A 23545-nucleotide genomic window follows, 5' to 3' on the forward strand; every position below is an offset into this window, starting at 1 on the left:
AGCAACCGCAGGCTCTTTTCGGTGTGTCTCCCTCTCGAAGGTGCGAGGGAAATGCCTACGGGCACGGTGGTGACGGCCCGCTGCTCCTCGGGTCGTCACCACCGTGCGGCGTAGGCCTGTTCCAGGCATGCGAGGGCGATGATTTCGCCCGATGCGCGGTCCTTCGTCAGGCGGCGAGGGTGGGGTAGTCGGTGTAGCCGGTCGCGCCGCCGCCGTAGAAGGTGGCGGGGTCCGGGGTGTTCAGGGGTGCGCCGGAGCGTACGCGCTCGACGAGGTCGGGGTTGGCGAGTGCCATGGTGCCGACGGTGACCACATCGGCCAGGCCGTCTTCGATGTCCTTGGCGCGGGTGGAGAGATCGGCACCGCCCCGGTTGAGGATCAGCGTGGTCGGCCACAGCTTCCGGAGGGTGTGCAGGAGTTCCTCGTCGCTGCCGTGGCCGATGTGGAGGTAGGCGAGGTTGAGGGGGGCGAGGGCGCGCAGGAGGTGCGGGTAAAGGGACGGTGGTGTGGCTGTGTGCGGAACCGTGTCGGATACAAGTACCGCATGCCGGCCGATATGGTCGAGCAGGATGCCGGCGACCGGCGACCGGCGACCGGCGACCGGCGACCGGCGACCGGCGACCGGCGACCGGCGACCGGCGACCGGCGGTCCGGTCGCCGGCATCGCGGTGGTGCGGCCGTCCGGCCGACAGGCCTCTCCGCCAGGTGCGGCTTCAGCTCACGCGCCGAGGTGCTTGCGGAGCCACTGACCCATCTGCTGGATCGCCTGGTCCACCTCGGGTACGCGCCCCGCGCCCAGGACGAACGAGTGCTGTCCCTCAGGCAGCGAGTGGACCTCGGAAGTGACCTTGAAGTCCGCGAGGCGGCGGCCGAGTTGGGCGCCGTCGTCGGCGAGGGTCTCGTACTCGCCGTAGTGGACGACCGTGGGCGGCAGGCCGGTCAGATCGGCGTTCACGAGGCTGATCTTCGGATCGGCGAAGTCCACTCCGGGCTCCTGGAGCCAGGCTCCACGGAAGAGCTCCAGGGTGTTCCTGCTGAGCATCTTGTCGTTGTCCTCGTTCTCATCCACCGACGCGTTCTGGATGGTGAGGTCGGTCCACGGCGAGACGCTGACGATCGCGCCCGGGGTCGCCTCGCCCTGCGCGAGTAGGCGCAGCGGGAGCAGCACCGCGAGGGTGCCGCCGATCGAATGGCCCGTGCTGCCGATGTTCCGCGGCTCGTAGCCCTGCGAGAGCAGCCACCGGTAGGCCGTCTCGGCGTCGTCGAGCTGCGCGGGGTAGGGGTGTTCGGGCGCCAGGCGGAAGTCCACGACGAGGGAGCGGGCTCCGGCGGCCTTGGCGATGTGGCCCGCTGCCTTGCGGTCGGAGTGCATGGAGGCGGTGACGGATCCGCCGAAGTGGAAGTGGAGAAGTGCCTTGTCGGGGTCGGCGCCCTCGGGGATGGCCCAGAGGGCGGGGACGCCGCCCGCGTCCACCTCGGCGTACGTGACGCCTTCCGGCTCGGTCGACGCCTTGTGGTTCGAGTCCACGATGTCGCGGATGACGGCCAGGTCGAGACCGGGTGTCGACGACTTCGCGCTCACACTCGCGAGGAACTCCGCGAACTCGTGTGCCTCTTGGCTTACTCCCATGGTGCTGCTCCTTGTCGGGCGGGTGCCGTGCCGCGTTCCCCCGCGGCGGGCGGGTCGATGTACTGGTCATGACGCTAGTAGCTGAGTATGTGAAAGTGAACTCAGGTGAGTCGGAGTCACCTGATGGATGTGCGGAGGCCCATGACGGGGCATCGGGCATGGATCCTTCATGGCGCCTGCCGGGCGGGTCGCGACCTGTGGACCGGACCGCCCGGGGCCGGTGGGGCGAGTGCGTGCGACGCGCCTGTGGGCGGCGCCCGCGCCGGCGATCCGGGGATTCTGCCGCCGCGTCCAGCTTGGCTTCGGTGCGGTCGCGTGGCGGTGGGTGCGGGCGCGACAGCAGGGCGCGAGTGCGCCCTGCCTGCATCGCGCGGGCTTGCCTGCCTCGGCCGGCCGTACCGGTAGGCCTGTCGGCTTGCCGAGCAACTGGTCAGGCCGACGGAATCGGCGGCGATCCGGCCGCCGGACTGTCCTGTGTCCGCGACCGTGGAGGCGCACATGACTTCATGGATGAGAAGGCGTGCTTGTCGGAGTCCTGGGATCCGTTGGGCTGGGCCGTCATTGCACACCGGGCATCAGCGACTGCACGGGTGCTACTCCTCGAGGAACTGAATGGCGTGCTTCAGGAAGCGCTCGGGGTACTGGAACTGCGCTCCATGCCCGGCGTCGGGGTAGATCAGCAGTTGAGCGTTGGGGATGTTCTGGGCGAGGTGCCAGGAGTTGATCGAGGCGATCATCACGTCGTTCTCGCCGTTGAGGACCAGCGTCGGCTGGGTGATCGCGTTCAGGTGGGCGTAGGGGTTCTCGCCCGGCAGCGGTTCCGCGTAGGCGATGGTCGCTTCGAACTGCGCCTGTGCGACTGCGGGCGAGCTCGGCGGGTCCTGGTCGGCCCGCTGGTGGCGGCGCTCCCAGAAGGCCTTGCCTGCTTGCTTCGCGGCTTCCGAGCGGCCGAAGAACAGGAAGAGGAAGTCCTCCAGGGTGGGGACCGGGTTCAGGGCGTACTGAGGCACCTGGGGGTCACTTGTCGGGTCCCCGCCGCGGAGGCCGGTGCCGAGCAGGAGGAGCTTGCGTACCAGCTGGGGGTGGCGCAGCGTGACCTCCTGCGCCTGGAAACCGCCGAGCGAGAAGCCGAGCAGGTCGACCTGCTCCAGCCCCAGTGCGCGGATGACCGCGGCGATGTCGTCGGCCATGTCCTCCATCCGGTTACGCGGCGTGCCCGATGACGAGGCGATGCCGCGCCCGTTGAACAGGATGACCTCACGGCCTTCGGCCAGGCCGTCGGTGAGCAGCGGGTCCCAGTTGTCCATTCCCCCGCGGAAGTGCTGGAGCAGGAAGATCGGGACGCCGGAGGGCTTGCCCCAGCGTCGGTAGGCGAAGCGGTCGCCGTCGACATCGATGTACTGGGTCGGTGCGGTCACATGGGTGTCACTCATGGTCTGGGCCTTTCTGGAGCAGGTAGCAATACGATGACGATCGTAATCCAATAAGTCAAGACCTTTGATGTCGATCGACATCTATGTACGCTTGACCGCTGAGCGTCAATTGAGGAAGGGGCGGCCGATCGTGCGGGTCACCAAGGCGCAGGCAGAGCGCAACCGTGCCCACATCGTCGCGACAGCCGCCAGGCTGTTCCGCGAGCGCGGCTACGACGGTGTCGGTGTGGCGGAACTGATGGCGGCCGCCGGGTTCACGCATGGCGGGTTCTACAAGCACTTCCGCTCCAAGGCCGACCTGATGGCCGAAGCGTCCGCAAGCGGGCTCGCGCAGACCGCGGAACGGGCGGAAGGCCTGGACCCCGCCGAGTTCGTCGAGCGCTACGTCTCGCGGGAGCATCGCGACGGGCGCGGTGACGGCTGCACCATCGCGGCCCTCAGCGGCGACGCCGCACGCCAGCCGGCGGACATCAAAACAGAGTTCGCAGCCGGGATCGAGAACCTGCTGACGGCCCTTCAGGCTCAGAGTGATACGCCGGGGGATGCGGACCAGCGCGCGACCCGCACCATGGTGATCGACATGCTCGCCCACTCGGTCGGCGCGGTCGTGTTGTCGCGCGCATGCCCGGACGGTTCTCCGCTGGCGGACGAAATCCTCGATGTCTGCCGTGCGGGGATTCTTGCGTCACTGACACACGGCAACGTCGACGGGTCGGAGGCGGGGGGCCCGGAAGCCTGACCGCAGCCGAGTGGTCTTGCCGAGTTGCGCGGTGCGGATCGCGGTGACGTACCCGCTGTTCCGGCGCCGAGGGCGACGACGCCGTAGTGCGTGCTCATGAGGTGCCCCCTTTCCGGGGGTTTGGTGGGTGGCGCGTGGAGCGAACGGTCATGCGGCGCGGTGGTGGGGCGCCAGGGTGGCGTGGATCTGGTCGCGGATGTCGGCGAGGACGGCATCGTCGCTGCGGTGCAGGTACAGCGTGGCGGTGGTGCTGACGTGGACGATCGCGGTAATCACCCGTGCCAGCGTCGCCGCGTCGGCGGCGCCGACGTGCTCGTAGCGGGTGAGTAGGCCGGCAATGCCGTCCTCGAGGCGGCCGGCAAGGGTCAGGCCCGCTTGCCGGTAGGGCTCGGCCGGGTCGCCGAAGACGAGTTCGTGCAGGTATGTGCGGCCGTTCTCGATCTGCTCCCTCACGCACTCCACGACGGGACGGATGAGGGCGATGACCCGCTCCAACGCGCCCTGTCCGACGGCGGTGTTCGCGGCGGCGAGGCCGGAATCGACGGCGGCGGCGAACTTCTCGTTCTGCACCATGATCAGCAACTCGGCCTTGGTGGACGCGTACAGGTAGAGCGTCCCGATCGCGACATCGGCCCGGCGGGCGACCTGCTGCGTCGTGACCTTGTCGACGCCGTGTTCGACAAACAGCTCGCGGGCTGCGGTCATGATGCGCTCGCGCTTGTCCTGTTTGGCCCTCTCACGGCGCCCGATCGGCATGTCGCCGCTTCCCATGGGGACCTCCCTTGACAAAATTTCTGAGTGGACTCATAGTTGAGTGTACTCGGATTGGTTGAGCGGGGCGAGACCCCGGATGCCACACCGGGTTGGCCGGTCCAATCGCAAACGTGGATAAATAAGAAAAATTCTAGGAGTGGCGCCCCATGAGAGCGTTCGTCGTCACCAAGTACAAGGAGCCGCTGCAGGAGGCGGACGTCCCCGAGCCCACCGTCGGGGAGCACGACGTGCTGGTCCGCGTGGAGGCCGCCGGGCTGAACCCGCTGGACGAGAAGATCCGCGCCGGCGAGTTCAAGCAGATCCTGCCCTACAAGCTGCCGCTGATCCTGGGCAACGACGTCGCGGGCACCGTCATCGGCGTCGGGACAGCGGTTCGCGGCTTCAAGCCCGGGGACGAGGTCTACGGTCGGCCCGACCAGGACCGCATCGGCACCTTCGCCGAGCGCATCGCCGTCGCGGAGGGCGACCTGGCGCTCAAGCCCGCCTCGATCAGCATGAATGAGGCCGGCGCGCTGCCGCTGGTGGCGCTCACGGCGTGGCAGGCGCTGGTGGGGCGCGGGAAGGTACGGCCCGGGCAGAAGGTCCTCATCCACGCCGGCGCCGGCGGGGTCGGTTCGATCGCGATCCAGCTCGCCGCGCACCTCGGTGCGCACGTCGCCACGACCGCCAGCGCTTCCAACGAGCACTTCGTGCGCGCGCTAGGCGCGGACACGGTGATCGATTACCGCACCCAGGACTTCGAGCAGCTCCTGAGCGGCTACGACCTGGTGTTGGACAGCCTCGGTGGGGAGACTCTCGAGAAGTCCCTGCGGGTGCTCAAGCCCGGCGGCAAAGCCATCGGGATCGCTGGTCCGCCGGAGCCCACTTTCGCGCGCGAGGCCGGCCTCAACCCGTTGCTGCGCCTGGCGGTCGCCGTCCTGAGCCGCAAGATCCGCAAGCAGGCGAAGAAGCTCGGCGTGACGTACGAGTTCCTGCTCATGCGCGCCAGCGGCGACCAGCTCCGCCAGATCACCACCCTCATCGACCAGGGCGTGGTGCGTCCGGTCGTGGGAAAGGTGGTCGGCTTCGACCAGACCCCGCAGGCGCTGCAGTCCCTGTCCCAGGGCGGCATCCGCGGCAAGGCCGTCATCGGCCACAGCTGACCCGCCGCAACCGCGACGGGCGACACAAAACAGACCAGGAGAATCCGCCATGAGCAGCACCGACACCCCGAACGAAGCCGTCATCACCTCCTACGCGAAGGCCCCGGCCCGCACCGTCACCACTGGTGGCGTCACTTACGCCTACCGCGAGCTGGGACCGAAGGGCGGCATCCCCGTCGTCTTCTTCGTCCACCTCGCCGCGACCCTGGACAACTGGGACCCCCGCATCATCGATCCCATCGCGAAGGGCCGTCACGTCATCGCCTTCGACAACCGCGGTGTCGGGGCCTCCACCGGCCAGGTGCCGGACAGCGTCGAGGCGATGGCCGACGACGCCTACACCTTCATCAAGGCGCTCGGATACGACAAGATCGACGTCTTCTCCTTCTCCCTCGGCGGCATGGTCGCCCAGGCCCTGGTGGTCAAGCACCCCGAGCTCGTCCGCAAGCTCGTCCTCACCGGCACCGGGCCCAAGGGCGGCAAGGACATGGACAAGGTCGCCAGAATCACCTACTGGGACATCCTGCGCGCCACCTTGACCCGCTCGGACCCCAAGGAGTTCCTGTTCTTCAACCGCAACGCCACTGGCAAGCCCGCCGCACGCGCGTTCGTCAACCGGCTCAAGGAGCGCACCGTCGACCGCGACGTGGACATCAAGACCAAGGCGTTCCAGACACAGCTGAAGGCCATCAAGAAGTGGGGGCGCTCCACCCCCGACGACCTGTCGTCGATCACGCAGCCCACCCTGATCGCCAACGGCGACAACGACCGCATGGTGCCCTCGGTCCTGTCGGAGGACCTGCACCGGCGCATCAAGGGCAGTGAGCTGATCATCTACCCCGACTCCGGGCACGGCGGCATCTTCCAGTACCACGACCGGTTCGCCCCCGTGGCGGTCGAGTTCCTCGCCCCGTGACAACCGTCTGACCAGGAAGAGAAGGGCACCATCATGAGCACGTCACCGGCCGTCGCGCCGCTGGCAGTGAAGAAGCCTCTCACCTCCTCGATCCTGCTGTGGGTGCGGACCGACCAGCCCCGCCAGACCGGCATGGACCACTGGAAGGGCCCGCACTCGGGGATCATCTCCGCCACTCCGGGCCTGGAGGAGTACCGGCAGATCCACCTCGCCGAGCACAACCCGGGCCGGTGGCCGGCCACCGACGGGGTCCAGACCGCGATCCCCGCCGACCGGAAGATCGACGGCGTCGCGGAAGTCACCTTCCAATCGGCGCTCGCACCCCTGAAAGGGCGCAAGCAGACCAAGCTGGCCTACGCCGACGAGATCAACGTGTTCCGCCGCACCCTGCTCTACGCCGGCCCGCCGAACTCAGCCCGCTGGTACGACGTCGCAGGCCCCGGACAGATGGTCGGTGCCCGCGCTCTGATCTACCTGCGCCGCAGGGACGGCGTCGGCGCCGGCGCCTTCCGGAAGTTCGTCAACGAGCAGCTCGCTCCCGCGCTCGCCGGCACCGGAGTACTGAGGGAACTGCGCACGCAGACGTTCCTGCCCTGGAGCGAAAAGCTCTGGGACACCCCGGACGTCGCCCACGACAACCCCCAGGACCAGCGCTTCCACGCCTCGGTCAGCCTCGGGTTCACCGACACCGCGGCACGGGACGCCTTCTTCACCGGCAATCTGGTCCAGGAGTTGTCCGACCGGCTGGCACCGCAGGTCTCCGCGATCCACGCCTACGACGTCACCGCCGCCCTCACCTACGTCAAGAACGGCGACATCCTCCCGCACTACGAGGAGTGAGCGGCGTGGGCTCTGCTCAGCAATGCATCTGCGCCACGCTTCCCCGCCCTCCTCGCGTCCCCGTCGCCGTCTGACACCCGTCACGTATCCGAATCCGTATCCGGAGCCAGTCATGAGCGAGCACAGCACCATCCACTACGAGCGCACCTCACCGCAGATCGCGAAGATCACCTTCGCCAACCCGCCCGTCAACCTCATCACCGGCGAGACCGTCCTGCGCCTCATCGAGATCGTCGAAGAACTGGCCACCGACCCGGACATCCAGGTCGTGCTGTTCGACAGCGCCACCCCCGACTTCTTCTACAACCACTTCGACCTGGCTGCCGCCGCCGACTTCCCCGCCCCCGAGGACCCGGAAGCGGCGCCGGCATGGACGAATCTGGTCCTGGAACTCTCCAAAGCGCCCTACATCACCATCGCGACCATCCGGGGACGTACCCGCGGCGGCGGGAACGAGCTCGCCCTCGCCCTCGATCTGCGCTACGCCAGTCGTGAGAAGGCGATCTTCGGACAGCCCGAGGTCGGCAGCGGACTGCTGCCCGGCGGTGGCGGCGCCGAACGCCTCCCCCGGGCCATCGGACGCGACCGCGCCCTGGAAGCCATCCTCACCAGCGACGACTACGACGCCGACACCGCCGAGCGCTGGGGCTGGGTCACCCGCGCCCTCCCCGACAGCGAACTCGACGCCTTCGTCACCACCGTCGCCGCCCGGCTCGCCTCCTTCGACCGCATCTCACTCGCCTCGGCCAAAGCCCAGATCAACCGGGCGTCCCTGCCCCCGGACGCGGACCTGGTCGCCGCGTACGGCGAGTTCGCCCACTCCCTCACCCTCCCCGGTTTCCTCACCCGGGCCGCAGGCACGCAGGCCCTCGCCGAACAGGCCGGCATCGACTTCGAATACCGTCTCGGGCACCACATCGGCGTCGCCAACCAGCAACGCTGACACCCGGCAGGAAGCGAGCACGTACGCAGCAGATGCCGCGGCCGTGCTCGCTTTGTCGCGAGTCCCATCTGGGTCGTCGTACGCCTGCCCGATGGGGGAGGCGAACGATGGCGCGAAGCCCGGTCACCATCGAGTACGACCGACGGATCGGGGCTGCTGCGGACGCGGTGCGGTGTTCGACGTCTTCCGTACCGTGGTCCAGGGCTCACCACCCAGTGGCGCGGCCTGTACGCCGACAGGGCGTGGGGGAAGTGTCCTTGACGGTCGCTGGGCGAAGTGCACCGGATGATGCTCGGCGAGGCGCTCGCCGGGCATGGCCTGTCCGAGTTTCACCGACACCAACCGGGGTGAACTCGCGGCACCTGGCACCGCCTGCGCCAGTGGCCTGACAGCCGCGATGGTCTGTCCTCACGATCGGGGCCGAAGGACAAGTTCAGGCGTTCGTGCCGCGCAGGTCCGGGTAGAGCGCCTCGACCGGGCCGCTCAGAGCCGCCTTGACCCCCTGGGTCAACTCGTCGGCCAGGACCTCGTACTCGCCGGCCTCGACCGCGTCGTAGACCGCCGTCACCAGCTGCGTCGGCAGCATCTTGGGCCCCTCGGCGTGCGCGGCCATGTCGGTGTCGACGTAGCCCATGTGCACGCCCGTCACGTGGACGCCCATGGGTGCGAGCTCGATGCGCAGCGAGTTGGTGGCCGACCACAGTGCGGCCTTGGACGCGCTGTAGGCGCCGCCGAAGGCGTACCAACTGGCAACGGAGTGCACGTCGATGAGGATCGACCCCTGCTTGGCGGCGAGGATCGGTGCGAAGGCGCGGGCAAGGAAGATCGGTCCGAAGAAGTTGGTCTCCATGTTCGCCCGGATGTCCGCCTCGGTGACGTCCAGCAGGCTCGCGCTCGGCGGGGTGGCGCCCGCGTTGTTGACGAGCACGGTGACGTCCGCCGCGGCGGCGACGGCCGCGTCGATCGACGCGCGGTCGGTGACGTCAAGGGTCAGGGGGACGATGCGTTCGTCGTCCCAGGCGCGGGGGGAACGGGCGGTGGCGTAGACCTTGGCGGCGCCGCGAGCCAGGGCGTCGTGGACGAAGTGGGTGCCGATACCGCCATTGGCGCCGGTGACGAGGACGACTGCTCCATCGAGGGAGGGCATGGGTGTTCCTTCGTTCCAGGGGGATGTGAAGTGCGTGGCTCTGCACGGATGGAGCAATGACTGCTCGCCCTGTCATGGGAGAATGAGCGTAGCCATATTCGAGCCCACGCGGTACCGAGTGTAATCATAACTGACTAAGGTCAGAATCCTATTGCTGGAGGACATCGCCATGTCTGTCGCCCCCCGGCCGGTCGGACGGCGCGAGCGGAACAAGCAGGAGAAATTCGACCGCATCGTCGCTGCCGCGACGGAGTTGTTCGCCGAACACGGCGTCGATGAGGTCACGACCCAGCAGATCGCCGACAAGGCCGACATCGGCACCGGGACCCTGTTCCTTTATGCCAAGACCAAGGGCGAACTCCTCCTGCTCGTGCAGAACGCCAAGTACATCGAAGCGCTCGAGCAGGGCCGGGCCGACGCCGAGACCGTCCCCGGCGTGCTGGACGCGGTGATGGCGATCGTCCGGCCGATCGTGGAGTGCAATCGCACCCAGATCGACAACGGACGCACCTACCTGCGAGAGATGGTCTTCGGCGACCCCGAGGAGCCCCGGCACGGCGCGGCACTCGCCATCGTCGCGCAGACCGAGGAGGCCATCGCCGCCGTGCTCCGCCGAGACAAGCGGGTCGCAGAGGGCGACGCCGCGACGCTGGCACACATCGTGTCCGCCGTGATGTTCCTCAGCATGGCGGTGAGCGTGAACATCGCCTTGAGCGTCGAGGAGATCGTGCAGGACATCCGGGGGCAGGTCGACGTCCTGCTGCCTCGCTGAAGCACGGCCGGCCTCCGTCCCAGGCGATCATCAGAATGGTTCTCGGCTACCCCATGGCTCTGATCCTGACCGCCGCGACCAGGCGGCGACTGTGGTTCCATCGGCGGGATTCCACCGCACCTGCATCTCGCCGGCGTTCACTCCGGAAGCAGTTCATCGGCCCGTTCGGCGACCTCTTGCCGTAGCGCGGCCCACAGGACGCGCACGGCGGCGTGTGTCACCGCCTCCCGGCGGACGGCCAGGGTGATGGGGAGCCGGATGTCGATCTCGTCGGGGAGCAGCCGGCGCAGTTGCGTCCGCTGGGTCAGGAAGGCCGGAAGGACGCCGATGCCGGATCCCTGCCGGGTGGCTTCGAGTTGGGCGAAGACGTTCGTCGAGGAGAAGGCGGGGGTCATGCCGGGAAGGTGGCGCTCGATGTCGAGGTCGCCGACCTGCAGCATGGACTCGATGTAGAAGATGAGCGGGTGCTCGCGCAGCTCGGCCGGCGACTTCGGCCGGCCGTACTTGGCCAGGTAGTCGTCGCAGGCGCAGAGCCCCAGCGTGTAGTCGGTGAGGTGCTCGGTCACCAGGCGGCTGCTGGAGGGAACGCCGATGACTACGGCGGGATCGAAACCGGACGGGCGCAGGGCGAGCTGCCGTGTCGCGGTGATGAGTTCGACCTGGAGCCGGGGGTGGTGGCGGCGCACCCGTACGAGGGCGGGTGTGGCGAAGGCGGTGCCGAAGCCGTCGGGCGCGCTGACGCGCACCGTGCCGTGCAGGGATGGCGAGTCCTGGCCCTCCACGGTGTCGACGACACGGTCGATGGCCTCCTCGATCACGCGCGCGCTGTCCGAGATGGCTCGTCCGATCTCCTTCTGCGCCGGCGGAGGCATCTGCACGATCCGAGAGCACAGTCACGCCGGGGATGCCGCGGCCAGTGAAGGGTTCTTCGCCTCCGCATACCGGCTCAACGCCCGAATCGCCGAGTATCCCGTCCCGATCGTGTCGCTCGTCGACGGCGTCTGTATGGGTGGCGGTCTGGGGCTGTCCGTCCACGGCGGCTTCCGCGTCGTCACCGAGAGCGCGGTGCCGGCGATGCCCGAGACCGGGATCGGGTTCTTCCCGGATATCGGGGCCAGCTACTTTCTGCCGAGGCTGCCCGGCGCGATCGGCATGTATCTGAGGCTGACCGGGCACCGGCTCGACGCGGCCGACGCCCTGTACACGGGGCTGGCCATACACTTCGCCCCCAGCGACCGGCTCGCCGCAGTCGCGGACGCTTTGGCCGACAGCCCCGGTGACCCAGTGGACGTCGTCCTGAACTGTCTCGCCGACCGTTCCCCGGTGACGGAGAGCAGGCTGGCGGACGTACGCGGTGACGTGGACTGGGCGTTCGGTGCGCCGACCCTCGGCGAGATCGAGAAACGCCTGCACCACCTCGACACCCCCTGGGCCGCAGCAGCGCTGCGTCACGGGCCGGTCGGACGGCGGGGGATGCGGGGGATACGGCGATGTCCACGGCGCCGACGCGTCGTCGATGCAGGCCTGTCAGGCCGTGTCCGTCATGAGCGTCGATGACCGCGAGCCGTACGGGGTTTCGCCTCGCACGGCGACATCTGCGTCTGTTCACCTCGGCGGGCTCGCACAGGAGTGGCGGTTCTGGGCCGTGACCAACCCTGACGCGCAATGGATGCGAGGTATTGACCACGGCTCGGGTCGGCGATGTGGCCCGGCCTGACGTCAGTCGCCGTCGGTCACCATCGAGACCACGACCTTGCCGGCCTTGGTACGGCCCTGCTCGACGTACGCCATCGCCTCGAGCGTCTGGTCGAACGGGAAGGTCCTGTCGACGACCGGGCGGAGCTTCCCGCTGTCGTAGAGGGCGCTGAGCTTGCGCAGCTGGGAGCCGTCGGCCTGCATGAAGAGGAACTGGTAGCGCACGCCCAGCGCCTTGGCCTGCTTGCGGACCTTGCGGCTGAGCGTGTTCATCACCAGGCCCATGAACGAGGGGGCGCCGAGCTGCTTGGCGAACCCGGCGTCCGGCGGGCCGACGACACCGATGGCCAGACCGCCGGGCCTCAGCACCGTCAGGGACTTCTCGAGGTTTGTCCCGCCCAGGGAGTCCAGCACCAGGTCGTAGCCGGACAGCACCTTGGAGAAGTCTTCCTTGGTGTAGTCGACGACGACGTCGGCCCCGAGGCTCCTGACCAGCTTCTCGGTGTCGGTGCCAGTCGTCGTCGCCACTGTGGCGCCGAGGTGCTTGGCGAGCTGGATGACCGTCGATCCGAGGCCACCGGCACCGGCGTGGATGAGTACCTTCTGGCCCGGCTGCACGCGGGCGCGGTCGACGAGGATCTGCCAGGCAGCCAGGGCCACCAGCGGTACTGCGGCTGCCTCTTCAAAGGTGAGTGAGGCCGGCTTGGGCGAGACATCGTCCTGGTCGATCGCGATGAACTCCGCGAAACTGCCGATCCGCAGGTCGCGGGGACGGGCGTAGACCTCGTCCCCCACTTCGAAGCCGCGTACGGCGGAACCGACACGCGTCACGACGCCGGACACGTCGTGGCCGAGGGTGAACGGAAGCCTGTACTTCAGGAGTTGCTTGAACTCTCCGTTGCGGACCATCTTGTCCAGCGGGTTGATGCCGGCAGCGCTCACTCTGACCAGGACGTCGCGGTCCCCGACGGTGGGCTCGGGTACCTGTGCGGCGCGGGCGCCGTCCTTGCCGTACTTCGCGACGACGAATGCCTTCATGCCGGCCGCCTTTCTGGGAGGCCCCGCTTCGCGTGCGCGGCCGGGTTGATGTGCCAGTTGTGACGCTACTTGCTGGGTATAGGAAAGTAAACTTAGGCGAGGTTAGTATCACCCCATGGATGTGTGGACCGAAGCTCTTCAGGACTCCGGCATGGACCCCCGTCTCGACCGGGACATGTCGAACTGCTCGATCGCGCGGACCCTTGAGGTCGTGGGGGAGAAGTGGACGATCCTGATCCTCCGCGAGGTCTGGTACGGCTCGTCCCGCTTCGGTGACTTCGAACGCGTCCTGGGCTGTCCTCGCAACCTGCTCGCGGCGCGACTCCGGATGCTGGTGGAGGAAGGGATCCTGGCCACCGAGACCTACAAGGAGCCGGGTGCGCGGAGCCGGCCGAAGTACGTGATCACCCCGAAGGGCATGGATCTCGTGCCGGCCGTGATGGGGCTCCTGCAGTGGGGCGACCGGTATCGCGCCGATCCGGAGGGGCCGGCCGTGCTGACGCGGCACCGTGGGTGCGGCGCGCACGTCAACGTCCACGTCCGCTGCGAACAAGGCCACTCCGTGCGGGAGGAAGACATCGAGAGCGTTCCTGGGCCCGCTTTTCGTATGAAGGCCGCCGAGTGAGCTGAACGCGGTTGCGTCGGGCGATCGGCGCGACGTCGCCGGCTGTGGACGAGGGTGCCGGGTGGAGGACCTCAGCCTCTCGGGGTGTGCTCGCTCCGTCTGGCCCGGGCCTGGTGGAGGCGGACCTTGGTGCGGTTGCCGCAGCGCGCCATGGAGCACCAGCGGCGGTTGTGGGCAGGGGAGCGGTCCAAGAAGCGCAGGGCGCAGGTGTCCGCGCCGCAGACGCGTACGCGCCGGATCTCGGCGGACAGAAGTAGATCGACGGCATCCTGAGCGACGAGCGCCAAGGCGACCGCGGGGTCGGTGGCCAGGTTCGTGGTGCCGGCAGGCTCCAGGCGTCCGTCCGTGACGGCGATCTGCAGGGCGGGGCGCGGGGCCTGCGCTGCTGATCGGTTGAGCGCCATGATGTCGTCGGCTGCGGGCAGCCGGCCGTCTGCGACCGCCAGTACGGCCCGGTCGACCGTCTCGCGCAGTCGGAGGCCCGACGCCAGGACGGCGGCAGCGGCGGAGCGCGGGGGGTCCGGTGCGAGCAGCCCGGCCTCTTGAAGCCAGAGGACCAGGTCGCCCGAACTCTGCAGTGTCTCGGCCGGCGGGGTCCGCCAACGGTTGCGCAGGGTGTTGACGAGGTCCAGGCAGACCCGCCCGCCGTCCCAGATCCACATGTCGTCCGTTGCCACGTCCCTATTCTGCACGTTAGCTTAACCCTCTAAGAGGGTTAGTTCGTGCTAGGAGGCAGATCCATGGGACAGCCGACGGTGGCGACCGGAGTGAGTCAGGTGGACGGGGTCCGTCTGCACTACCTCCGCGCGGGATCCGGCCCTCTGCTCGTACTGCTCCACGGCTGGCCGCAGACCTCCGACTGCTGGCGGCCGGTGTTGGCGGATCTCGCCGCCGACCACACCGTCGTAGCACCTGACCTGCGCGGCTACGGCCTGAGCGACAAACCCGCCACCGGCTACGACAAGCGACGGATGGCCGCCGACATCGCCGGCCTCGTCGAAGCGCTCGGCTTCGAGAAGGCCTCGGTCGTGGGGCACGACCGCGGCGCGCGGGTGGGGCACCGCTGGGCGCTGGACCGCCCGGAGCAGGTGGAACGGCTGGCCGTGCTCGACATCGTGCCCACCCGGGAGATGTTCCGCCGCCTGGACGCCTCGCTTGCCTCCGGGTACTGGCACTGGCTGTTTCAGATGCAGCCCGATCTGCCCGAGCGGCTGGTGGGGCATGACATGCGGGGGTATCTCGAGTACTTCTTCGAGCGGTGGACCTACAACCGCCACGGACTGACGCCCGATGCAGTCGACGGGTACGTCCGCGCCTTCTCCCGTCCGGGTGCCATGCGCGCGAGTTTCGACGATTACCGGGCCATGGAGCAGGACATCGCGCTGGACGACATCGACGCCTCCGCGGGGCGCCGCCTCGCCATGCCGGTGCTGGCGTTGTGGGGTGCCGCGGGGCTGCCGGCCCGCTTGCCGACGCTGGAGATCTGGCGCGACTACGCGGATGACGTCACGGGTGCCGAGATCCCGGAATGCGGTCACTTCATCCCGGAAGAGCAGCCGGAGGCGCTGTTGGCGCACTTGCGCCCGTTCCTGGCCGGAGAGACGAACCGCTGACGCCGTCGCGGTGACGGACATTGCGTTCCTCCGGAAGGTGCGCACTGGCCGCATGGGCAAGTCGTCGGAGGGGCTTCGGCCACGGTGCGGTGCCTCCGCGCGCGGCGAATGAGCTTGAAGCGTGAAGGACGGGAGCGCCGAGGGGTGGCCCAGCTGCAACAGGCTGGGCCACCCCCCGGCGTGGAGCTCAGATTGCGACCGATGCGCCGGCCGGAGCGTCTTCCGTGGCAAGGCCGGTAGCTGGGCCGTCAGCCCCGTGCCGCCGGGGCATCCGGAGAGTCAGGGCCGCCGCCAGGCCGCTCGCACCGGCACCGACCCAGAGCGCCGGCACCAGCCCGTCCACGAACACTGAGGCCGATTCGTAGCCGCCCTGCGCGGAGAACACCGCCGCCGGCGAGGCGACGCCTATGGCACCGCCGACCTCGCGGATCGCGTTGTCGGCACCGGAGGCTATGCCCTGCTCCTCCGGGCGGACCGTGCTCATGACGAGGTTCGCGCTGGGAGCGAAGAACATACCCATGCCGACTGTGACAACGGGAGCGCCGCCGATGCGGTCGGACAGGTGCGGCCCATAACCCCAACTGTGCTGATCAGGACCCTGCAAGGACGGAGGTGTGGGCTGCCCGCAAGGAGCCTTTGTCGATCTTGCCGACCGCGTTCTTCGGGATGGCTTCCACCACGACGTATGAGGCCGGGCGCTTGAAGCCGGTCAGGCTGCGCGCGCAATGCGTTTCGAGCGCCGCGGGGTCGACGGTCGAACCAGGCCGGGGCTGAACGTAGGCGACCACCACCTCGCCCCACTTCTCGTCGGGTACGCCGATCACTGCGGCCTCGAGGACCGACGGGTCGCTCGCGAGTACGTCCTCGATCTCCTTGGGGTAGATGTTCTCCCCACCACGGATGATCATGTCTTTCGAGCGTCCGACCAGGGTCAGATAGCCCTCGGCGTCGAGGTGGCCCACGTCGCCCGTGTGCAACCAGCCGTCGACGACGACCCGGGCCGTTTCGTCCGGACGGCCGAGATAGCCGCGCATAATGTTGGGGCCCCTCAGGACGACCTCACCGTCCGTGCCCGGCGCCGCCTCGGTACCGTCGGCGTCGAGGATCCGGATCTCCTGGCCGGGGAAGGGAAGCCCCACGGTTCCTGCGCGACGGGGTCCCGCGACGGGGTTGATGGTGGAGCCGCAGGTCCCTTCGGAGAGCCCGTATCCTTCGACGAGGGGAAACCCGTACCGGGCCTCGAACCGGGTCAGCAACTCGGCGGAGGCAGGTGCGGCGCCGCAGACCGCGAACCTCACCGACGATGTGTCGGGCCGCACGTCGTCAGGGAGTGCTGCGAGCATGCTGTAGATCGTCGGGACGGCGCTGAAGAAGGTGGGGCGCTCCTGTTCGACGAGGTCGAAGAAGTGGTGGGGGTCGAACCGGCGGCCCGCGATGACGACACTGGCGCCGGCCAGAAGCGGCGTCAGGATGCTGACCACGATGCCGTTGACGTGGAAGAGCGGCAGAATCAGCAGGCAGCGGTCGCTCGGCCCCAGCTCGAGAGCCTGGCGTCCCATCTCCACCATGGCGTCGATGTTGGCGTGGTCGAGCATCACGCCCTTGGGTACCCCGGTCGTGCCGCTGGTGTAGATGAGGAGAGCCAGCGCGGACGAGTCCAGACGCGGTGCCTGATCCCACTCCGGCGCCTGTTGTTCGCGCAGTTCACTGACGGTGAGCGTGGCCGGGCCGGCCGTGGTTTCCGAACCGTCCTCGACCACGAGCAGGCGCGCACCGGAGTCGTTGAGCTGTCGGACCACTTCGACGTCGGTCATGCTCGGGTTGACCGGCGTGATGGTGGCGCCGAGCCGCCAGGCGGCGAACAGCAGAAGGACGAACTCGACGCGGTTCGTCAGCTTGAGGGCGACGACGTCACCGGGACCGATTCCGAGATCGTGGAGCTGACGTGCTGTCCGTCGGACGCGGCTCAATAGCTGGGCGTTGGTGAGGGACTGCCGCCCGTCCGAGACCGCGGCCCCCTGGGGGTCGACCTCGGCTCGGCGATCGGGCAGAGAAGCGAAATTCATGGCGGGCATACCTGTCTCGGTGTGATGCGATCCGGTCAAGTCGTCGATGCGGCGGGTGCCGGGTGCAGCTGGCGGGCGAGGAACTCGATCTGGTCGCGTACCAGTTCCTCGAACGTCTCGCCGGTGTAGAAGTCGAAGTGACCGGCGTCGTACCGCTTGATCTCTCCCTGGGGCGCGGTGCGCGCGTACCGCAGGGTCTGGGCGGGAGGGGTGACGGAGTCGGTGTTGCTGACGCAGAAGAGGATCGGCATGGCGACCTTCTTCGCGGCCCGCCCGGGCCGGTAGCCGGCGATGGTCGGGATCACGCGTGCCGCGACCTCGTTGCGGAACGTCTTCCCGGGTGGCTGCAGTGCCTGGTATCCGGGGAGGGCGTCCGGAGCGTTCATGAGGGCCGGCGAGCCAGGGGCGGCGGCGATGGGAACCATCGCGGGTGCCTTACCACGCACTCTGGCTGTCAGATCCCGGGCAAGTACGGGGGTCATTCTGAGCGAGGCGACCGGGCCGAGCGCGAGCGCGGAGGCGAGACCGTCGGTGAACGGGCACTGGGCCACGGCCGCGCGTAGTTCCGGATGTCGAGAGGCCACCGTGATGGCGTGGCCGCCGCCGAAGGAGCTGCCCCACACCGCGACGCGTGCGCGGTCGACATCATGGCGTGTCTTGACGTAGGCGAGTGCGGAGTCCCAGTCGGCCAGCTGACGCTTGATCGACAGGAGCTGGCGAGGGTGGCCGCCGCTGTCGCCGAAGTGCCGGTATGTGAAGGCCAGGGAGGCGATGCCGGCCTGGGCGAAACGTTCGGCGAAGGCGTCGAGGCGCATCTCGCGGGTGGCGCCCAGGCCGTGTCCGAGTACGACGACGGGCGGGGCGGTGACGCCTGTGGGCAGGTAGAGCCAGCCGGTGCAGGTGCTGTCACCGGAAGGGAAGGTGACGTTGTGCCGGATGAAGGGCTGCGGAGCGGTCATGTCGGCTCACTGTCCATTCGTCGAGCGGCGCCCGGGCACGCTGCCCGAGGCGAGCGCCTGCGCGTACGTGTCCGGGCTGTAGAGCGGGAGCTCGCCGGTGGCCTCTGTCGTGTCCTGGTAGTCGAGCATCAGTTCCTGCCCCTCCTTGGACATGACTCTGGTGAAGAACTCGGCGCGTTCGACGTGCAGACCGTCCTCCAGCGACATCGAGCCGCCGAAGTACACCGACCGCTTGGCGGCCTCGACCGACCCCTTCGGCCGCTTGCCGAAGCGTTCTGCGAGTTCGATGGCCTGTGCCACCACCTTGTCCTGCGGAACGACCTGGTCGACCGCCCCGTTGGCGAGAGCCTCCGCAGGCGTGAAGGGCTTGCCTTCGAGGATCGCGGCCAAGGAACGGTGGGTGCCGATCAGGCGGGTCAGCCGTTGGGTGCCGCCTCCGCCCGGGATGATGCCGAGGAGGATTTCCGGCTGGCCGATGAAGAAGTCCCCGTCGGCCATGACCCGCAGATCGCATGCCCAGGCGAACTCCGCGCCGAGGCCGAGAGCCGAACCGTTGAGGGCGGCGACGAAGAGGACACCGCTGCGGTTCATCCGGAGGAACGTTGTGTGCAGGCGCTCCAGTTGGAGGGCACCCCGCATCGGAGTCCTGCGCATCAAGGTGCCCAGGAGACGGGATCGGTCCACGTGCTTGGCCATGCGCACCACGGCCGCGGCGCCGCGTCGACCGACCGTCGGGCTGGCGGCGCCCTCTTCCTGAAGCCATCGGACCGCGGCATGGCTGACGAATCGCTCGGGATGCGCCCCGGTGAAGACGACGGCACGAATGTTCGGATCGCGGTCGGCCCGGTCCACCAGTTTGTCCAGCTGGGTGGAGATGTCGAGGCCGAACTCCTGGTGCGGGCCACCGTCGACACGGACGACCAGGACGGCTCCCCGGTCCTCGATCTTGAGATGGCCCTTGTCTTTGTACGGCATGAAGTCTGCTCCCGTGCTGAGTTCATGAGCGGGGTGGAAGGTACGTGGCGGCAGTCGCGGCCGCGTGTCGCAGCGATGCGGTCGGGATCGCCCCAGGGGCTGTGTCCGCACCGGCGGCAGGAGACTGGGACAGCGCGTGATGACGTGTTCAAGGGCGCACGCCAGTGTCCGAGGCGGCGGGTTACGCGCAATGTGTAACATTGCCGTGAAGAGTTAGATAACCAAGTTATTTTCAATGTGTCAACGGTGGAGGCGGGCGAGACATGGCAGGGCGGGCGAGGGTCGATGACGCACCGGAGCGCCTTGTGCGGGCGGCCATCGGCCTACTGGCCGAGCAGGGGCCGTCGGCCGTGAAGGCGCGCACGGTGGCTTCCGCGAGCGGACTGTCGACGATGGTGGTCTACAGCCACTTTGGCGGCATCCCGGAGCTGATGAGCGCCGTTGCCGACCACGGGTTCAAGGAACTCGGCAGAGCCTTTGCCCAGGTGCCGGAGACAGAGGACCCGATCGCGGATCTCTTCGCCATGGCCTTGACTTGTCGTCGAACGGCCCGCGAAAACCCTCACTTGTACGACCTGATGTTCGGCCTGTCCATGCGCGCGACCTACCGGCCCCTGTCGGATGCGGACCTTCGGCTGAGTGGGCATTCACCGGCCTTCAGGGAAGCCCACGCCCATGTCACCGCGGCATGCGAACGACTCGTGCGCTCCGGCAGGGTCGAGCAGCAGGAACCCGAGGTCATCGCCGCCCAGTTGTGGAGTCTCGTGCACGGTTACATCACCCTTGAACTGGCCGAGCACTTCGTCGAGTTCGACGATGCGGTGGCGCAGGTGCTCCTGCCGATGGGTGTGAACTTCTCTGTCGGGCTGGGCGACAAGCGCGCACGCGCCGAGGCCTCGCACGAGGCCGGCACGCGCCTCTACGACTCGATCGTCCAAGGCCGGTGAGGAGGCGGGCGGCCGGGTGCCGCCCCATGCGCTCCACGCTAGGGCGACCTTGTCTCCACGGTGGGGCTGTTGGTACCCGGCGTGAGTTGGTCATGCCTCCCCAATGCCTCGACCTCCCGTTCCAGGGACGGAACCGCGCGGGCCGCGAAACGCCGAGCCCAGGGCCAGGCCAGCGGCGAGTTCAGCGCCCCCTTGGCCCAGTTGGCCACGGCGACGGCGCGCGGGACGTACACGCGGCTGCGTCGGCGCACGAGCCCGTCGACGATCGCAGCGGCAGCCCGGTCGGCGCTGGTGGTGACATTGCCCGGATATGGCAGCCGCCGGCGCAGCCTCTGGAACGACGGGAGGTCTGCCTCGGCCCCCCGGACGAGGTCCGTGTCGATCCAGGAGGGGTGAACGAGGCCGACCGTGACCCCGAGGTGTGCCACCTCCTGGCGGTAGGTCAGGGCGAGCAACTCGGCCGCGGCCTTGCTCGCGCCGTACGAGGCCATCGCGGCCAGCGGCATGAAGGAGAGCGCGGACGCCACGACCAGTACGTGGCCCCGGCTGCGCTCCAGATGGGGCGTCGCGTACTTGAGGGTGCGGAACACCCCGTTCAAATTGACGTCCAGGACCCGCTCGAACGACGCCTCATCTGTCTGCCGCACCGTTCCGTACGCCACGACGCCGGCATTGGCGACGACGAGGTCGACGCCGCCCATGATCTCCGCGGCCTCATCGATCGCTGACCGGAGGGCGGCGCCGTCGCGCACATCGGCCTCACACCATGACGCGGCGGGGCCTAGATCATCGGCGAGGGCGCGCAGTCGATCGGGCTCCAGGCCGATCAGGGTCACACGAGCACCTCGCGCGGCGGCCAGGCGGGCCACCTTCTCGCCGATCCCGCGTGCCGCTCCGGTGACAACCAGCTTTCTGCCCAGCAAGTCACGTTTCATGGCGGCAACATAACTTCGTTATTTATGAAACACAAGGCATCGCGCGCAGGTTCCGTACTTGCTGTACCTGCTGGGTCTCATGACTGGACGAACCTATGCTGGCTGTCATGAGGCGGACATCCTTTGCTCAGTGGCCCTGCTCGATTGCGCGGACCATGGACCTGCTCGGGGACTGGTGGACGCCCTTGGTGCTGCGCGAGGCGTTCTACGGGATCCGGCGGTTCGACGCGTTCCAGGGGTCGCTGGGGATCGCACGCAACACGCTCACGGACCGGCTGTGCCGGCTGGTGGAGGAGGGGCTGCTGGAGAAGCGGCCGTACCAGGGGGAGCCGGTTCGCTACGACTACGTGCTCACCGAGAAGGGGCGCGACTTCTACGGCGTGCTGCTGGTGATGAATCGCTGGGGGGACCGTTGGCTGGCTGGTGAAGCGGGCCCGCCGGTCGCCATGCATCACGAGGTGTGCGGGGAGGAAACCCATGCTGAGGTGGTGTGCGCCGCCTGTGGTGAGCCGATGACCGCAGACAACACCCGCGCTCGGATGGGCCCTGGCTATCCGCTGCACCTGGCCGAGCGGCCGGACGTGAAGGAGCGTTTCGCGGGCTGACTCAGCGGTTCCGCAGATCCGCACTCACCCTTGACAGGTAAGTCTATCTACGCAACTTTACAGGTCAAAAGCTCACGTGGATGTCATTAGCGAGAGGCTGCGGGATCATGGAGTGGACGGGCGCGCGCTATGCGGACAAGCCGACGGTTGAGGTCCACACCTGGATCGCTGCCCCACCGACAGAGGTGTGGACGCTGGTGTCCGACATTGAGCTGATGCCGCGCCTGAGTCCCGAGTTGCAATCGGTTGAGTGGCTGGATGGTGGAGGCGGCCCTGCTCTGGGGGCCCGATTCATCGGCCGGAGCAGTCATGAGTCCTTGGGGGAGTGGGCCACCACGTCCCACATCGTCGAGTGTGAGCCGTCGAGGAGGCTCGCTTGGGCGGTGGAGGACCCGTTGAACCCGACAGCGATCTGGCGGTTCTTGTTGGAGCCGCAGGACGGCGGCACTCTGCTGCGGGAATGGATGCAGATGGGGCCCGCTCGCTCGGGTCTCTCCTTCGCCATCGACCGCATGCCGGAGAAGGAGCAGAAGATCGTCTTCGTGCGCATGCGGGAGTTCGAGGCCAACATGACTGCCACTGTCGAGGGGATCAAGAAGCTGGCTGAGGGCGCCGGGGTCTATGGCGAGGCGACTCACTGATGCGCACCTCTACCACGATCGAAGCCTCCGGCGCCGATTGGCAGGAGATCGTCGACTACGTCACCGAGGCGGAGAAGTCCGGTCTGGACATCTGCTGGGTGGCGGAGGCGTGGGGCTCCGAGGCGCCCTCGCCGCTGGGCTACCTCGCCGCGAGGACCGAGCGCATGCTGCTCGGATCGGGAATCATCCAGCTCGGCACCCGCACGCCGATGGCCATCGCCCGCGCCGCGATCACGCTGTCCCGGATTTCCGACGGACGCTTCCTTCTCGGACTGGGACCCTCCGGGCCGCAAGTGATCGAAGGACTGCACGGAGTGCCCTTCGACCGTCCGCTGTCACGGATGCGAGAGACCGTCGAGATCGTGCGGCGGGCCGCGTCGGGGGAGAAAGTCGCCTACTCCGGGCGGGAGTTCCAGATCCCCCTGCCGGGTGGGGAAGCCAAGCCCATGCGGCTGTCGATGCGCGCCGAGTACGACATCCCGGTCTACCTGGCGACCCTCTCCCCGAAGATGCTGCACCTGACCGGTGAGATCGCGGACGGCTGGCTGGGCACCAGTTTCGTACCCGAGGGCGCCAAGGAGGCGTACTTCGACCACCTGGACCACGGCCTCGCCGCCGCTGGCCGCACCCGGTCAGACCTCGACATCTGCCAGGGAGCCGAAGTCGCGTTCGCGGAGGACGAGGACGCGCTGCGCGCAATGGTCGCCGGGCGCAAGAAGGAGCTTGCCTTCAGCCTCGGCGGCATGGGCTCGGCGACCACGAACTTCTACAACAACGCCTACAGCCGCCAGGGTTGGGCCGAGGTGGCGGCCGCGGTCCGGACACGTTGGCAGGCGGGGGACCGGGACGGCGCGGCCGGCCTGGTCACCGACGAGATGGTGCTGGCTACCACGCTGATCGGAACCGAGGACATGGTGCGCGAGCGGCTGCGGGTGTGGCGCGACACCGGTGTCGACACCGTTCGCTTCTATCCCGCCGGCGAGACCCTCGACGCCCGGCTCGCGACCTTGGGCCGGGCCATCGACCTGGTCCGCGACATCGAGGACGAGGCGGCACAGTAGCGACGGGTCCTGCCGGCCAACGAGGGCCGCTCGGCGTCGGCGTCGTCGA

Annotated in this window: 25 protein-coding genes and 1 pseudogene; 13 read left to right on the plus strand and 13 right to left on the minus strand. The window is 68.4% G+C overall.

Annotated features, from left to right (window positions below; translation table 11 throughout):
* Positions 1-166: 166 nt before the first annotated feature.
* The 3 genes from AB5J56_RS39525 to AB5J56_RS39535 form a co-directional block, all read right to left on the minus strand.
* Positions 167-664 carry a hypothetical protein gene (locus tag AB5J56_RS39525; RefSeq protein WP_369240351.1) on the minus strand — a complete coding sequence of 166 codons (498 nt, stop codon included), beginning with the start codon at positions 662-664 and terminating at the stop codon, positions 167-169.
* Positions 665-718: 54 nt separating this feature from the next.
* Positions 719-1630, minus strand: a complete 912-nt coding sequence (locus AB5J56_RS39530; protein WP_369240353.1) for an alpha/beta hydrolase fold domain-containing protein — start codon at positions 1628-1630, stop codon at positions 719-721.
* A 593-nt stretch (positions 1631-2223) separates the two neighbouring features.
* Positions 2224-3063, minus strand: coding sequence for an alpha/beta fold hydrolase (locus AB5J56_RS39535; protein ID WP_369240355.1), 840 nt, complete (start codon positions 3061-3063; stop codon positions 2224-2226).
* Positions 3064-3130: 67 nt separating this feature from the next.
* On the opposite strand from AB5J56_RS39535, the gene AB5J56_RS39540 reads away from it, so the two are divergent.
* Entirely contained in the window at positions 3131-3802 is a 672-nt protein-coding gene (locus tag AB5J56_RS39540; protein WP_369240357.1) for a TetR/AcrR family transcriptional regulator, read from the plus strand.
* Between the two features lie 147 nt (positions 3803-3949).
* Here the strand turns inward: AB5J56_RS39540 and AB5J56_RS39545 are convergent, their stop codons facing one another.
* Complete coding sequence (locus AB5J56_RS39545) at positions 3950-4573, minus strand: TetR/AcrR family transcriptional regulator (RefSeq protein WP_369240359.1); 624 nt, start codon at positions 4571-4573, stop codon at positions 3950-3952.
* Between the two features lie 149 nt (positions 4574-4722).
* Between AB5J56_RS39545 and AB5J56_RS39550 the strand changes: the two genes are divergently transcribed.
* The 4 genes from AB5J56_RS39550 to AB5J56_RS39565 all read left to right on the plus strand — a co-directional run bounded on the left by AB5J56_RS39550 (position 4723) and on the right by AB5J56_RS39565 (position 8417).
* Positions 4723-5718, plus strand: coding sequence for an NADP-dependent oxidoreductase (locus AB5J56_RS39550; RefSeq protein ID WP_369240361.1), 996 nt, complete (start codon positions 4723-4725; stop codon positions 5716-5718).
* A gap of 49 nt (positions 5719-5767) precedes the next feature.
* Positions 5768-6634, plus strand: a complete 867-nt coding sequence (locus tag AB5J56_RS39555) for an alpha/beta fold hydrolase (RefSeq protein ID WP_369240363.1) — start codon at positions 5768-5770, stop codon at positions 6632-6634.
* 33 nt (positions 6635-6667) lie between these two features.
* Positions 6668-7474 (plus strand): strictosidine synthase, encoded by an 807-nt coding sequence (locus AB5J56_RS39560; protein WP_369240365.1) that lies wholly within the window; start codon positions 6668-6670, stop codon positions 7472-7474.
* Positions 7475-7586: 112 nt separating this feature from the next.
* Positions 7587-8417, plus strand: coding sequence for an enoyl-CoA hydratase/isomerase family protein (locus tag AB5J56_RS39565; RefSeq protein ID WP_369240367.1), 831 nt, complete (start codon positions 7587-7589; stop codon positions 8415-8417).
* A 433-nt stretch (positions 8418-8850) separates the two neighbouring features.
* Here AB5J56_RS39565 and AB5J56_RS39570 read toward each other — a convergent pair whose 3' ends face one another.
* Positions 8851-9564: an SDR family oxidoreductase gene (locus tag AB5J56_RS39570; RefSeq protein ID WP_369240369.1), complete on the minus strand. Its 714-nt coding sequence runs from the start codon at positions 9562-9564 to the stop codon at positions 8851-8853.
* Positions 9565-9733: 169 nt separating this feature from the next.
* Here AB5J56_RS39570 and AB5J56_RS39575 point away from each other — a divergent pair, with 169 nt between their 5' ends.
* Positions 9734-10336 carry a TetR/AcrR family transcriptional regulator gene (locus tag AB5J56_RS39575; RefSeq protein WP_369240371.1) on the plus strand — a complete coding sequence of 201 codons (603 nt, stop codon included), beginning with the start codon at positions 9734-9736 and terminating at the stop codon, positions 10334-10336.
* Between the two features lie 137 nt (positions 10337-10473).
* On the opposite strand, the gene AB5J56_RS39580 is transcribed toward AB5J56_RS39575, so the two are convergent.
* Positions 10474-11154: a LysR substrate-binding domain-containing protein gene (locus AB5J56_RS39580; RefSeq protein ID WP_369240373.1), complete on the minus strand. Its 681-nt coding sequence runs from the start codon at positions 11152-11154 to the stop codon at positions 10474-10476.
* 16 nt (positions 11155-11170) lie between these two features.
* Here AB5J56_RS39580 and AB5J56_RS39585 point away from each other — a divergent pair, with 16 nt between their 5' ends.
* Complete coding sequence (locus tag AB5J56_RS39585; protein ID WP_369240375.1) at positions 11171-11893, plus strand: enoyl-CoA hydratase/isomerase family protein; 723 nt, start codon at positions 11171-11173, stop codon at positions 11891-11893.
* Between the two features lie 162 nt (positions 11894-12055).
* Here the strand turns inward: AB5J56_RS39585 and AB5J56_RS39590 are convergent, their stop codons facing one another.
* Positions 12056-13069: an NADP-dependent oxidoreductase gene (locus AB5J56_RS39590; protein WP_369240377.1), complete on the minus strand. Its 1014-nt coding sequence runs from the start codon at positions 13067-13069 to the stop codon at positions 12056-12058.
* A gap of 115 nt (positions 13070-13184) precedes the next feature.
* Between AB5J56_RS39590 and AB5J56_RS39595 the strand changes: the two genes are divergently transcribed.
* On the plus strand, positions 13185-13694 hold the full coding sequence (locus tag AB5J56_RS39595; RefSeq protein WP_316783501.1) for a helix-turn-helix domain-containing protein: 510 nt from the start codon (positions 13185-13187) through the stop codon (positions 13692-13694).
* A 71-nt stretch (positions 13695-13765) separates the two neighbouring features.
* On the opposite strand, the gene AB5J56_RS39600 is transcribed toward AB5J56_RS39595, so the two are convergent.
* On the minus strand, positions 13766-14371 hold the full coding sequence (locus tag AB5J56_RS39600; protein WP_369240380.1) for an ABATE domain-containing protein: 606 nt from the start codon (positions 14369-14371) through the stop codon (positions 13766-13768).
* A 63-nt stretch (positions 14372-14434) separates the two neighbouring features.
* Between AB5J56_RS39600 and AB5J56_RS39605 the strand changes: the two genes are divergently transcribed.
* On the plus strand, positions 14435-15307 hold the full coding sequence (locus tag AB5J56_RS39605) for an alpha/beta fold hydrolase (protein WP_369240382.1): 873 nt from the start codon (positions 14435-14437) through the stop codon (positions 15305-15307).
* Between the two features lie 187 nt (positions 15308-15494).
* Here the strand turns inward: AB5J56_RS39605 and AB5J56_RS39610 are convergent.
* The 4 genes and pseudogenes from AB5J56_RS39610 to AB5J56_RS39625 form a co-directional block, all read right to left on the minus strand.
* Positions 15495-15833 (minus strand): annotated as a pseudogene (locus tag AB5J56_RS39610) (MFS transporter); the annotation flags it as partial.
* A gap of 64 nt (positions 15834-15897) precedes the next feature.
* On the minus strand, positions 15898-17373 hold the full coding sequence (locus AB5J56_RS39615; RefSeq protein WP_369240384.1) for a class I adenylate-forming enzyme family protein: 1476 nt from the start codon (positions 17371-17373) through the stop codon (positions 15898-15900).
* Positions 17374-17408: 35 nt separating this feature from the next.
* Complete coding sequence (locus AB5J56_RS39620) at positions 17409-18332, minus strand: alpha/beta hydrolase (protein WP_369240386.1); 924 nt, start codon at positions 18330-18332, stop codon at positions 17409-17411.
* Positions 18333-18338: 6 nt separating this feature from the next.
* Entirely contained in the window at positions 18339-19307 is a 969-nt protein-coding gene (locus AB5J56_RS39625; protein ID WP_369240388.1) for an enoyl-CoA hydratase/isomerase family protein, read from the minus strand.
* Between the two features lie 263 nt (positions 19308-19570).
* On the opposite strand from AB5J56_RS39625, the gene AB5J56_RS39630 reads away from it, so the two are divergent.
* The gene (locus AB5J56_RS39630) at positions 19571-20254 is read left to right on the plus strand and encodes a TetR/AcrR family transcriptional regulator (protein WP_369240390.1); all 684 of its coding nucleotides are present in this window, start codon (positions 19571-19573) and stop codon (positions 20252-20254) included.
* A gap of 38 nt (positions 20255-20292) precedes the next feature.
* On the opposite strand, the gene AB5J56_RS39635 is transcribed toward AB5J56_RS39630, so the two are convergent.
* A complete protein-coding gene (locus tag AB5J56_RS39635; RefSeq protein WP_369240392.1) occupies positions 20293-21189 on the minus strand; it encodes an SDR family oxidoreductase in 897 nt (298 codons plus the stop codon).
* 107 nt (positions 21190-21296) lie between these two features.
* On the opposite strand from AB5J56_RS39635, the gene AB5J56_RS39640 reads away from it, so the two are divergent.
* From AB5J56_RS39640 to AB5J56_RS39650, 3 genes are all read left to right on the plus strand, one after another.
* Positions 21297-21794, plus strand: coding sequence for a winged helix-turn-helix transcriptional regulator (locus AB5J56_RS39640; RefSeq protein WP_369240394.1), 498 nt, complete (start codon positions 21297-21299; stop codon positions 21792-21794).
* 107 nt (positions 21795-21901) lie between these two features.
* Positions 21902-22435, plus strand: coding sequence for an SRPBCC family protein (locus AB5J56_RS39645; protein ID WP_369240396.1), 534 nt, complete (start codon positions 21902-21904; stop codon positions 22433-22435).
* Positions 22435-23496: an LLM class flavin-dependent oxidoreductase gene (locus tag AB5J56_RS39650; protein WP_369240398.1), complete on the plus strand. Its 1062-nt coding sequence runs from the start codon at positions 22435-22437 to the stop codon at positions 23494-23496. Before AB5J56_RS39645 ends, AB5J56_RS39650 begins: the two co-directional genes overlap by 1 nt.
* Positions 23497-23545 lie beyond the last annotated feature (49 nt).

This window comes from Streptomyces sp. R21 (assembly GCF_041051975.1).
Lineage (GTDB): Bacteria > Actinomycetota > Actinomycetes > Streptomycetales > Streptomycetaceae > Streptomyces.

Coding starts and splice junctions, on each gene's coding strand:
- AB5J56_RS39525 (WP_369240351.1), bottom strand. CDS start 664: ATGCCGGCGACCGGACCGCCGGTCGCCGGTCGCCGGTCGCCGGTCGCC.
- AB5J56_RS39530 (WP_369240353.1), bottom strand. CDS start 1,630: ATGGGAGTAAGCCAAGAGGCACACGAGTTCGCGGAGTTCCTCGCGAGT.
- AB5J56_RS39535 (WP_369240355.1), bottom strand. CDS start 3,063: ATGAGTGACACCCATGTGACCGCACCGACCCAGTACATCGATGTCGAC.
- AB5J56_RS39540 (WP_369240357.1), top strand. CDS start 3,131: ATGTCGATCGACATCTATGTACGCTTGACCGCTGAGCGTCAATTGAGG.
- AB5J56_RS39545 (WP_369240359.1), bottom strand. CDS start 4,573: ATGGGAAGCGGCGACATGCCGATCGGGCGCCGTGAGAGGGCCAAACAG.
- AB5J56_RS39550 (WP_369240361.1), top strand. CDS start 4,723: ATGAGAGCGTTCGTCGTCACCAAGTACAAGGAGCCGCTGCAGGAGGCG.
- AB5J56_RS39555 (WP_369240363.1), top strand. CDS start 5,768: ATGAGCAGCACCGACACCCCGAACGAAGCCGTCATCACCTCCTACGCG.
- AB5J56_RS39560 (WP_369240365.1), top strand. CDS start 6,668: ATGAGCACGTCACCGGCCGTCGCGCCGCTGGCAGTGAAGAAGCCTCTC.
- AB5J56_RS39565 (WP_369240367.1), top strand. CDS start 7,587: ATGAGCGAGCACAGCACCATCCACTACGAGCGCACCTCACCGCAGATC.
- AB5J56_RS39570 (WP_369240369.1), bottom strand. CDS start 9,564: ATGCCCTCCCTCGATGGAGCAGTCGTCCTCGTCACCGGCGCCAATGGC.
- AB5J56_RS39575 (WP_369240371.1), top strand. CDS start 9,734: ATGTCTGTCGCCCCCCGGCCGGTCGGACGGCGCGAGCGGAACAAGCAG.
- AB5J56_RS39585 (WP_369240375.1), top strand. CDS start 11,171: ATGGCTCGTCCGATCTCCTTCTGCGCCGGCGGAGGCATCTGCACGATC.
- AB5J56_RS39590 (WP_369240377.1), bottom strand. CDS start 13,069: ATGAAGGCATTCGTCGTCGCGAAGTACGGCAAGGACGGCGCCCGCGCC.
- AB5J56_RS39595 (WP_316783501.1), top strand. CDS start 13,185: ATGGATGTGTGGACCGAAGCTCTTCAGGACTCCGGCATGGACCCCCGT.
- AB5J56_RS39605 (WP_369240382.1), top strand. CDS start 14,435: ATGGGACAGCCGACGGTGGCGACCGGAGTGAGTCAGGTGGACGGGGTC.
- AB5J56_RS39615 (WP_369240384.1), bottom strand. CDS start 17,373: ATGAATTTCGCTTCTCTGCCCGATCGCCGAGCCGAGGTCGACCCCCAG.
- AB5J56_RS39620 (WP_369240386.1), bottom strand. CDS start 18,332: ATGACCGCTCCGCAGCCCTTCATCCGGCACAACGTCACCTTCCCTTCC.
- AB5J56_RS39625 (WP_369240388.1), bottom strand. CDS start 19,307: ATGCCGTACAAAGACAAGGGCCATCTCAAGATCGAGGACCGGGGAGCC.
- AB5J56_RS39630 (WP_369240390.1), top strand. CDS start 19,571: ATGGCAGGGCGGGCGAGGGTCGATGACGCACCGGAGCGCCTTGTGCGG.
- AB5J56_RS39635 (WP_369240392.1), bottom strand. CDS start 21,189: ATGAAACGTGACTTGCTGGGCAGAAAGCTGGTTGTCACCGGAGCGGCA.
- AB5J56_RS39640 (WP_369240394.1), top strand. CDS start 21,297: ATGAGGCGGACATCCTTTGCTCAGTGGCCCTGCTCGATTGCGCGGACC.
- AB5J56_RS39645 (WP_369240396.1), top strand. CDS start 21,902: ATGGAGTGGACGGGCGCGCGCTATGCGGACAAGCCGACGGTTGAGGTC.
- AB5J56_RS39650 (WP_369240398.1), top strand. CDS start 22,435: ATGCGCACCTCTACCACGATCGAAGCCTCCGGCGCCGATTGGCAGGAG.